6 protein-coding genes are annotated in these 8,359 nt (G+C 69.6%); 3 read left to right on the top strand and 3 right to left on the bottom strand.

Features of this window, described 5'->3' with window-relative positions:
• Positions 1–5 precede the first annotated feature (5 nt).
• Positions 6–1,793, bottom strand: coding sequence for a gamma-glutamyltransferase (gene ggt, locus BYZ73_RS06235; protein WP_112315298.1), 1,788 nt, complete (start codon positions 1,791–1,793; stop codon positions 6–8).
• A gap of 130 nt (positions 1,794–1,923) precedes the next feature.
• Here ggt and BYZ73_RS06240 point away from each other — a divergent pair, with 130 nt between their 5' ends.
• Both BYZ73_RS06240 and BYZ73_RS23720 read left to right on the top strand, forming a co-directional pair.
• Positions 1,924–2,724, top strand: coding sequence for a transglutaminase family protein (locus BYZ73_RS06240; protein WP_112315299.1), 801 nt, complete (start codon positions 1,924–1,926; stop codon positions 2,722–2,724).
• 74 nt (positions 2,725–2,798) lie between these two features.
• Positions 2,799–4,019, top strand: coding sequence for a cyclin-dependent kinase inhibitor 3 family protein (locus BYZ73_RS23720; RefSeq protein WP_112315300.1), 1,221 nt, complete (start codon positions 2,799–2,801; stop codon positions 4,017–4,019).
• An 8-nt stretch (positions 4,020–4,027) separates the two neighbouring features.
• Here the strand turns inward: BYZ73_RS23720 and draG are convergent, their stop codons facing one another.
• Together draG and BYZ73_RS06255 are read right to left on the bottom strand one after the other, a co-directional pair.
• Positions 4,028–4,912 carry an ADP-ribosyl-[dinitrogen reductase] hydrolase gene (draG, locus tag BYZ73_RS06250; protein ID WP_112315301.1) on the bottom strand — a complete coding sequence of 295 codons (885 nt, stop codon included), beginning with the start codon at positions 4,910–4,912 and terminating at the stop codon, positions 4,028–4,030.
• Complete coding sequence (locus BYZ73_RS06255; RefSeq protein ID WP_112315302.1) at positions 4,905–5,729, bottom strand: NAD(+)--dinitrogen-reductase ADP-D-ribosyltransferase; 825 nt, start codon at positions 5,727–5,729, stop codon at positions 4,905–4,907. The genes draG and BYZ73_RS06255 overlap by 8 nt, the downstream gene beginning before the upstream one ends.
• A gap of 181 nt (positions 5,730–5,910) precedes the next feature.
• Here BYZ73_RS06255 and BYZ73_RS06260 point away from each other — a divergent pair, with 181 nt between their 5' ends.
• Positions 5,911–8,079: an esterase-like activity of phytase family protein gene (locus BYZ73_RS06260; RefSeq protein ID WP_112315303.1), complete on the top strand. Its 2,169-nt coding sequence runs from the start codon at positions 5,911–5,913 to the stop codon at positions 8,077–8,079.
• Positions 8,080–8,359 lie beyond the last annotated feature (280 nt).

Below are 8,359 nucleotides of genomic sequence, written 5' to 3' on the forward strand. Positions count from 1 at the left end.
ACGTCTCAGCGGCCGAGCGCGATGCCTTCACGGCGCGGGTCGGCGCCCCCCTGCAGCGTCTCGCCGACCGAAATCGCGTGCAGCCCCGAATTCAGCTCGCGCGCGCCGACCTCGAAGCCAAGGGCTGCCAGCGGGTCGGCGAGGCTTTCGGCCGATGTGCCCTCTTCCAGATCGTAGGTGCCGAAGCGGTTGACCAGATGCGGCATCGCCACCGCCTGCTGCACATCCATTCCCCAGTCCAGATGCGCGACGATGGCCTGCGCCACATAGCCGATGATCCGGCTGCCGCCCGGGCTGCCGATCACCAGCGAGGGCTTGCCGTCGGTCAGCACGATGGTCGGCGCCATCGACGAGCGCGGCCGCTTGCCGGGCTCGACCCGGTTGGCGATGGGGCGGCCGGCCTCATGGGTCTCGAACGAGAAGTCGGTCAGTTCGTTGTTCAAGAGAAAGCCGCGCACGAACAGGCGCGAGCCGAAGCCGTTCTCGATGGTCGTGGTCATCGAGAGCGCATTGCCGTCCGCATCGACGATCGAGATATGCGAGGTCGAGGGAAACTCGATGGACCGGTCGTCGGCGCGAAGCCCGGCATGGTCCCATTTGGGATCGCCGGGGGCGACTTCGGGCAGCGCGTCGTCGCCCGCGATCAGTTTCGCGCGTTCCGCCAGATAGGCGGGGTCCAGAAGCCCTTTCGCCGGGACCGGCACGAAGTCGGAATCGGCCATGTAGCGGCCGCGGTCGGCGAAGGCCAGCCGCGAGGCATCGCCGATCAGCCGCCAGCTTTCGGCGGACTCGGGGCCAAGCGCCGCCAGATCGTAGGGTTCAAGCAGGCCGAGGATCTGGCCCACGGTCAGCCCGCCCGACGAGGGCGGCCCCATCCCGCAGACCTCGTGGCCGCGATAGGGGGTACAGACCGGCGTGCGCTCCTTCACCCGGTACAGCGCCAGATCGATCGACGACAGCACTCCCGGGTTGCCCTTGGCACCGCGCACGGCGGTGACGATGTCCTCGGCGATGGCGCCGGTATAGAAAGCGCGGCTGCCGTCCCGCGCGATCTGGCGCAGCGTGTCGGCATAGGCCGGGTTCAGAAGCGTCGTGCCCGTGGCGATGGGGGCGCCTTCGGGAAAGAAATAGGCTTCGGTCGCGGGATGGCGGCGCAACCGCTCTTCGTCCTCGGCCACCAGCCCCGCCAGCCGGGGCGAGACCGCGAAGCCCCCCTCGGCCAGTCCGATGGCGTCCTCGAACAGGTCGGCCCAGGCGATCCGGCCCCAGCGCCGATGCGCCTCTTCCAGCAGCATCGGCGTGCCCGGCGTGCCGACGGACCGCCCGCCGACGACCGCGTCGTAGAACTCCAGCGGCTCGCCTTCGGGGGTCTGGAACAGCCGGGGCGTGACGGCCAGAGGCGCGGTCTCGCGCCCGTCAAGCGTGGTCAGTTCGCCGGTTTCGGCATCGTACCAGACGAGGAAGGCGCCGCCGCCAAGGCCCGAGGATTGCGGCTCGACCAGACCCAGAACGGTCTGGACCGCGACCATGGCGTCGGCCGCGCTGCCGCCCTTGGCAAGGATCCGGGCGCCCGCCTCGACCGCCAGCGGGTTGGCGGCGGCGACCATCCAGTCCTGCGCCTCGGTCGGGCGGCCGGCCTCGCGGCTGTCCCAGGCGGTGCGGGCCTCCGGCGAAATCCCGGCAAGGGCCTCGGTCGCCGAGGCCGCTTCGGGGGCGACGGCATCTGCCGCCTGCTGTGCGGTGGCGGTGCTGGCGCAGGCGGCCAGCAGCAGGGCAATCGGCCAGTTCGGCATGTCGGTTTCCTCCCTTTTCGGCGTGTGATCCGCCAAGCCTACACGCGATGGGCGAGATGCCGAACCCCGGGTGCGGGTAACCTTGCGGAAGGACCGTTGACCCGGGGGCGATCCTGCGCAAGCTGGGACCATGCGTTTCGAGGTGCTGCATCGGACGGTCTATCGCTATTCGGGCCCGGTCCGGCTTGGCCCGCATCTGCTGCGCCTGACGCCCCGGCCCGGCCGTGTCGCGGAGCTTTCCCATGCCCTCACGGTCACGCCGCAGCCGGTGGCCCGGCGGGACGAGACCGATGCCCATGGCAACCGCGTCACCCGGCTGGAGTTTGCGGGCGAGACCCGGGCGCTGATCCTCGAAAGCCGCTTTACGCTGAGGACTTGGGCCGGGCGGGAGGCCCCGGAGGGCGGCCCTGTGCCGCCCCTCTGTGCCGTTGCCCCCGAGGTCGCGGCCTTCGCGGCGGCGCTGGGTCCCCCCGGCGGCGAACCGGACCGGTTCCTGACGGCTCTGACCGAGGCGCTCCATGCCCGGATCGCGCGGCAGGTCCGGCCGACCGGCGCCGCCTGGCCGGCGGAGGTGACGCTGGCGCGCGGGCAGGGCGCCTGCCGCGATCTGGCGGTTCTTTTCATCGCCGCGGCCGCGAGCCGCGGGATCGCGGCGCGGTTCGTCAGCGGCTATCAGGCCGAAAGCGAGCGTCCGGGCGGCCCGCGCCACATGCATGCCTGGCCCGAGGCGCTGGTACCGGGCCTGGGCTGGTGCGGCTACGATCCGACCCATGGCTGCGCGGTCGGCGCTGGTCATGTCGCGCTGGCCGTGGCGCCCGATCAGGCCGGGACCATGCCGGTCGAGGGCGGCTTTATCGCGGGGCCGGTGACGGCCGCGATGGAGGTCGATCTGCGGGTCGCGACCGCGCCGGACGGCGCTGCGCCCGATTGAAGCAGCGGCCCCGCTTGGTCCATTGGCTGAAGCCCGGCTATCCTCGGGCGCCGGGGCGGGACAGGAGGTTGGCGATGCGCGAGGCACGGACAAGCAGGACCCATCCTCTTCAAATCGCCGAGGTCTCGGTCGGGCCGGGCCACGGTCGGATCGGCATCACCTTCTGTCCCGGCAAGCACGACCCGGTGGCCAGCACCGGCGCCTGGGCGCGCGATCTCGATGCCGATCTGGACACCATTGCGGGCTGGGGCGCGCGGCTGGTCCTGAGCCTGGTCGAGGAGGCCGAGCTTGTCGCCTTGAAGGTGCCGGGGCTTGGTGCGGGCGTGCGGGCGCGGGGGATGGTCTGGCGGCACCTGCCGATCCGCGACTATTCGGTGCCGGACGATTTCTTCGAGCGCCAATGGACGACGACCGGCCCCGAGATCCGCACGATCCTGCGGCAGGACGGCGATGTGCTTGTCCATTGCAAAGGCGGGCTCGGCCGGGCCGGGATGATCGCGGCGCGGCTGCTGGCCGAGCTTGGCGTGGCGCCCCCGGAGGCGATCCGTGCCGTGCGGCGGGCGCGGCCCGGCGCGATCGAAACCCCGGCGCAGCTGGCGCTGGTGCGGCGCACAGAGCCCGCGGACGACCGGCACTTGGATCTGGCGGCGCTTGAGCGGACGGGCGGGCGGCTGGGCAGCAATCCGGGCGGGGTCTATCGAGATGCCGAAGGGCGCCGGTTCTATATCAAGGAGCTGGAGAGTCCGGCCCATGCGCGCAACGAACGGATCGCGGCCGCGCTCTACCGGCTGGCGGGGGCGCCGACGCTGACCTACCGCCCGACCGTCGACCCCTGCCAGGTCGCAACCGAGTTCGTGACGCTGGAAAAGGCCCATGCCGCGCAGTTCACCGAGGAGGAGCGGCGGGCGGCGCAGCACTGGCTGGGGGTGCATGCCTGGACCGCGAACTGGGATGCGGCGGGCTTCGACGGCGACAACCAGGGCGTGGCGGGGGGCCGGGTGCTGACCCTCGATGTCGGCGGCGCGCTGGAGTTCCGCGCCTGCGGCGACCCCAAGGGCCGGGCCTTCGGCGCGGAGGTGGCCGAACTTGACCGGCTGAGGGATGACCCCGACAACCCGCATGCCGTGCGGCTTTTCGGCGATATCGCCCCGGCGGCGCTGGCCGAGGCCGTGCGCGTCGTCACCGGCCTGCCCGACGAGGCGATCCGCGGCACCGTCGAGGGCAGGGGCGGCAGCGCACGGCTGACCGAGAAGATGATCGCCCGGAAGGCCGATCTGGCCGCGCGTCTGGGGTGACGCGGGGCTCAGGCTAGGTCCAGCAGCCCCGGCACCTGCGCCCGGATGGCCTCGGCGACGGCGTGGTCCAGCCGGTCCAGCCAGCGCGCGGGGATTGCCTCCGTCCCCCAGGTCGCGCCCGCCAGCATGCCCGCCAGCGCACCAGTGGTGTCGGCATCGCCGCCCTCGTTGACGGTGCGGATCAGGCAGTCCTCGAAGCTGTCGGCCGCGAGATAGTGGTGCAGCACGGTCTGCATCGTGTCGACGACATAGGCCGAACACTGGCCGCGATAGGGCTCGAACCGGAAGTCGCGATGGGCCTCGATCAGCGCGGTGGCCTCGTTCCGGACCGCGCCGGGGCCCTCGCCGCCGATCAGGCGATGAACCATGCGCACGAGGCTCAGGCAGGCGGCATCGGACAGCGGGTGGTGATGGGTGGTGCGGGCCTGGGCCAGCGTCCAATCCTCGGCCCGGTCGGGCGCGCCCAGCGTCGCCAGCGCGACCGGCAGCACCCGCATCGCGCCGCCATTCCCGGCATCGCCTTCGGACCGCGGCCCCTCGACCGTTCCCCTGTTCAGGAAGCGCTGGATGCCCCGCCGGCAGGTATTGCCAACATCGGCGGGGCCGGTCTTCAGCCAGGCGGCGAAGGCCTCGCACAGATCCTGCGGATCGAGCCCGCCGCAGCGGATGAGCGAGGCGCCCAGGGCCAGCGACATCTGGGTGTCGTCGGTGACCTGACCGGGGGCGAGGCGCAGCCAGCCGCCGCCGATGATCTCGCGGTGCTGGCCGTACTGGGCCGCGATTTCGCGCCGGGTCATGAATTCGACGGTCGCGCCAAGCGCGTCGCCGATGGCAAAGCCCAGATAGGCGGCCAGCGCACGGTCGGTCGGGTCGGGGCGCGTCGCGTCAGACATAATCGACGCTTACCCGGAATTCGCCCCCGATCGCCAGATATTCGCGTTCGCCCCGCAAAAGATGCGAGGGCAGCAGACCGGGAAAGAACAGGATCTTGCACAGCGGCACCCGGGCCGTGAGGATCCGGTCGCCGAAACAGTCGGCCACCTCGCGGTCGGAAGAGAACGAGACGAGGTTGTTCAGCCGGATCACCGCCTCGCGCCGGTCGGTGCGCTCGACGATCAGGTGGCGTTCGACATCGTTGATGCCGCGATAAAGGGTCAGATGGCTCTGGCCGGGAAAGGCGAAAGTCCGGATCGCCCACTGGCAAAACTCGAACAGCAGGTCGAGCTGGACCCAGATCGCGTTGTTGTGGAACTGGCTCGACATCTTCTCTTCGGTATAGACCTCCCAGGCCGGGCCGGGCACCGCGTCGATGATCTCCTTGTGAAACGACGGGCAGACCCCGAACCGGCTTTCGACCCAGCCCTTCAGCACCGCGCCCGCAGGGCCGTTGCTGTCGAAGCTCCAGCCCTGGATCAGCCGCAGGAAGGACGACCGGAACCGTTGACGCCCGGCCGAGGGCACGTCGCGTTGTTCGTCGTCGATGCCGAACATGGCCATCATGTAGGCATGGAAAGCCTCGCCCGCCTCGGCCAGATCGGCGGCCTGGTCGAGCATGCCGAAGAGCCCCTGGTTCATCTCCTGCACGCCCCAGATATGCAGCGGCGCGGGCGCGTCGTTGAAGGCGCAGCTTTCCAGCCATTCCGAGGACCGACCCACCAGGTTGGTCGAATGGCGGGGGCCGCGCCGGGCAAGAGAGGGCTGGTCGTCCATCGCCGGTATCATGCGTCCTTGCCGGGCGGCGGGAAAGCCCCGTGGCGCCCTGGTCGAAGCGGCGATTTGGCGCCATGCGGCCGGGCCTAGGCGCCTCTGACGCCCCGCGTTCCGGCCGCCTTCATTGCGACGTTACAAAGCCGCGCCATGAGGTCTTGAGCAGATTGCGTGGAGAGTTACGATGACGTTGCGACTTTGGGGGATGAGTTCGATGCTTGCCCTCGCCGCGGGCTCGGTCGGTGCCGAAGGTAACGCCGGGATGAATTTCAACCGGATTGCATCCTTTCCGGTGGTCGAGAACATGGCCGAGGGCGAGGACCGGTCCCGCGAAAGCTCGGCAGAAATCATCGACGCGACCGCCGACGGCATGACGCTGGTCTATACCGACAGCCCGCTCGGCGTGCTGGGGATGATCGACATCGCCGATCCGGCGGCGCCGAAGCCGCTGGGCAATGTGGTTCTGGACGGCGAGCCGACCAGCGTCGCGGTGCTGAGTCAGACCGCCTTCGTCGGCATCAACACGTCGGAAAGCTACACCAACCCGTCGGGGCGGCTGGCCTCGATCGACATCGCCAGCCGGACCGAGACCGGGTCCTGCGATCTGGGCGGCCAGCCCGACAGCGTGGCCAAGGCGCCCGACGGCAGCTTTCTGGCCGTGGCCATCGAGAACGAGCGCGATGAAGACCTGAATGACGGGGTCCTGCCGCAGATGCCAGAGGGCTGGCTGGTGCTGGTCGGGCTGAAGGATGGTGCGCTGGATTGCGCCAGCCTCAAGAAGGTGGACCTGACCGGGCTGGCCGAGATCGCCCCGGACGATCCCGAACCGGAATTCGTCTCGATCAATGCCGCCGGCGAGACGGTCGTGACGCTGCAGGAAAACAACCATATCGCGGTGGTGGCGCGGGATGGCACGGTGCTGTCGCAGTTTTCGGCCGGGGCGGTCGATCTGGACGGGATCGACGCGACCGACGAGCGCGCCGCGCTGATCTTCACCGAAAGCCAGAAGGGCCGGAAGCGCGAACCCGACGGCGTGACCTGGATCGACGACGATCATTTCGCCACCGCGAACGAGGGCGATTACGAAGGCGGCAGCCGCGGCTGGACGATCTTTTCGAAGGACGGGCAGGTCGTCTATGAAAGCGGTCCCTCGCTGGAATATGCCATCGTCCAGATCGGCCACTACCCGGACAAGCGCTCGGATGCGAAGGGCGTCGAGCCCGAAAGCGTCGTCTTCGGCCGGTTCGGCGACACGCCGCTGCTGGTCGTGGGCACCGAGCGCGCCTCGGTCGCGGCGGTCTATGACCTGACCGACCCGGCCGCGCCGGTGCTCAAGCAGCTGCTGCCCTCGGGGATCGGGCCGGAAGGGTTCGTGACGATCCCGTCGCGCAACCTCCTGGTCTCGGCCAACGAGACCGATCTGGTCGCCGACGGGGCGGCGCGGTCGCATGTCATGGTCTACCAGTATCAGGAGGCGCCTGCCGCCTATCCGATGCTGACCTCCGAAGGCATGGACGAGCTGACCGGCTGGGGCGCCATCTCGGGCTTCGTCGCGGGCGAGCCCGGCACGCTTTATGCCGTGAATGACAGTTTCTACGGCTACCAGCCGACGATCTTCCGGATCGACACCACCCGGACCCCCGCCCGCATCGTAGAGGCGATTCGGGTCACCCGGGCGGGCCGGCCGGCGCAGAAGCTGGACCTTGAGGGCATCACCCTCGACGGCGCGGGCGGGTTCTGGCTTGCCTCCGAGGGCAACAGCGCCAAGCTGGTGCCGCATGCGCTGTATCACGTGAACGCCAAGGGCGAGATCAAGGAAGAGGTGGCACTGCCGCCCGAACTGTTGGCCAACGAGACCCGCTTCGGGTTCGAGGGCATCACCAAGGTGGGCGATACGCTCTGGATGGCGGTTCAGCGCGAATGGGCGGACGATCCCAAGCATCAGGTCAAGCTGGTCGCCTACGACACCGTGGCCAAGACCTGGGGCGCGGTCCGCTACGAGCTGGCGACCCCGGAAACCGGCTGGGTTGGTCTGTCCGAGATCGTGGCCCATGGCGACTGGGTCTATCTCATCGAGCGCGACAACCAGATCGGCACCGCGGCGGTCACCAAGAAGATCACCCGCGTGGCCCTGTCCGACTTGCAGCCCGCACCGCTGGACGGTCCGCTGCCGGTGGTGACCACGGAGCTGGTGCGCGACCTGATCCCCGATCTCACGGCCACGGGCGGTTATGTGCTCGACAAGGTCGAGGGGCTGGCGATCGACGCGGATGGCACGCTGTGGGTCGCGACCGACAATGACGGGGTGGACGACCACTCGGGCGAGACCATGTTCTTCGCCGTGAAGCCCTGAGGGAACGCGCAAGGGGGCGGGGCCGCCATCGGGCCCCCCCCCTTTCTGGCCCGGAAGGCCGCGGAACGGGCGCTTTGGCGCCCACGAGTCGGACCCGAAGCACGCGATTCCCGGCGCGCGGGCCGAAATCCGGGAAAACCACGCCTGAAGCCCGGGCTGTGGATAACTAAAAATCGTTTGGCGTCAGTGTCTTGTGGGATTTCTGGCGGCTCGACGGCGATTTCTTCAAAAAACTGCTTGCGGGTCTCGGCGTGGACCCGTAGATAGCCCCTCACCGGCG

The organism is Rhodovulum viride (assembly GCF_003265965.1).
Classification (GTDB): domain Bacteria; phylum Pseudomonadota; class Alphaproteobacteria; order Rhodobacterales; family Rhodobacteraceae; genus Rhodovulum; species Rhodovulum kholense.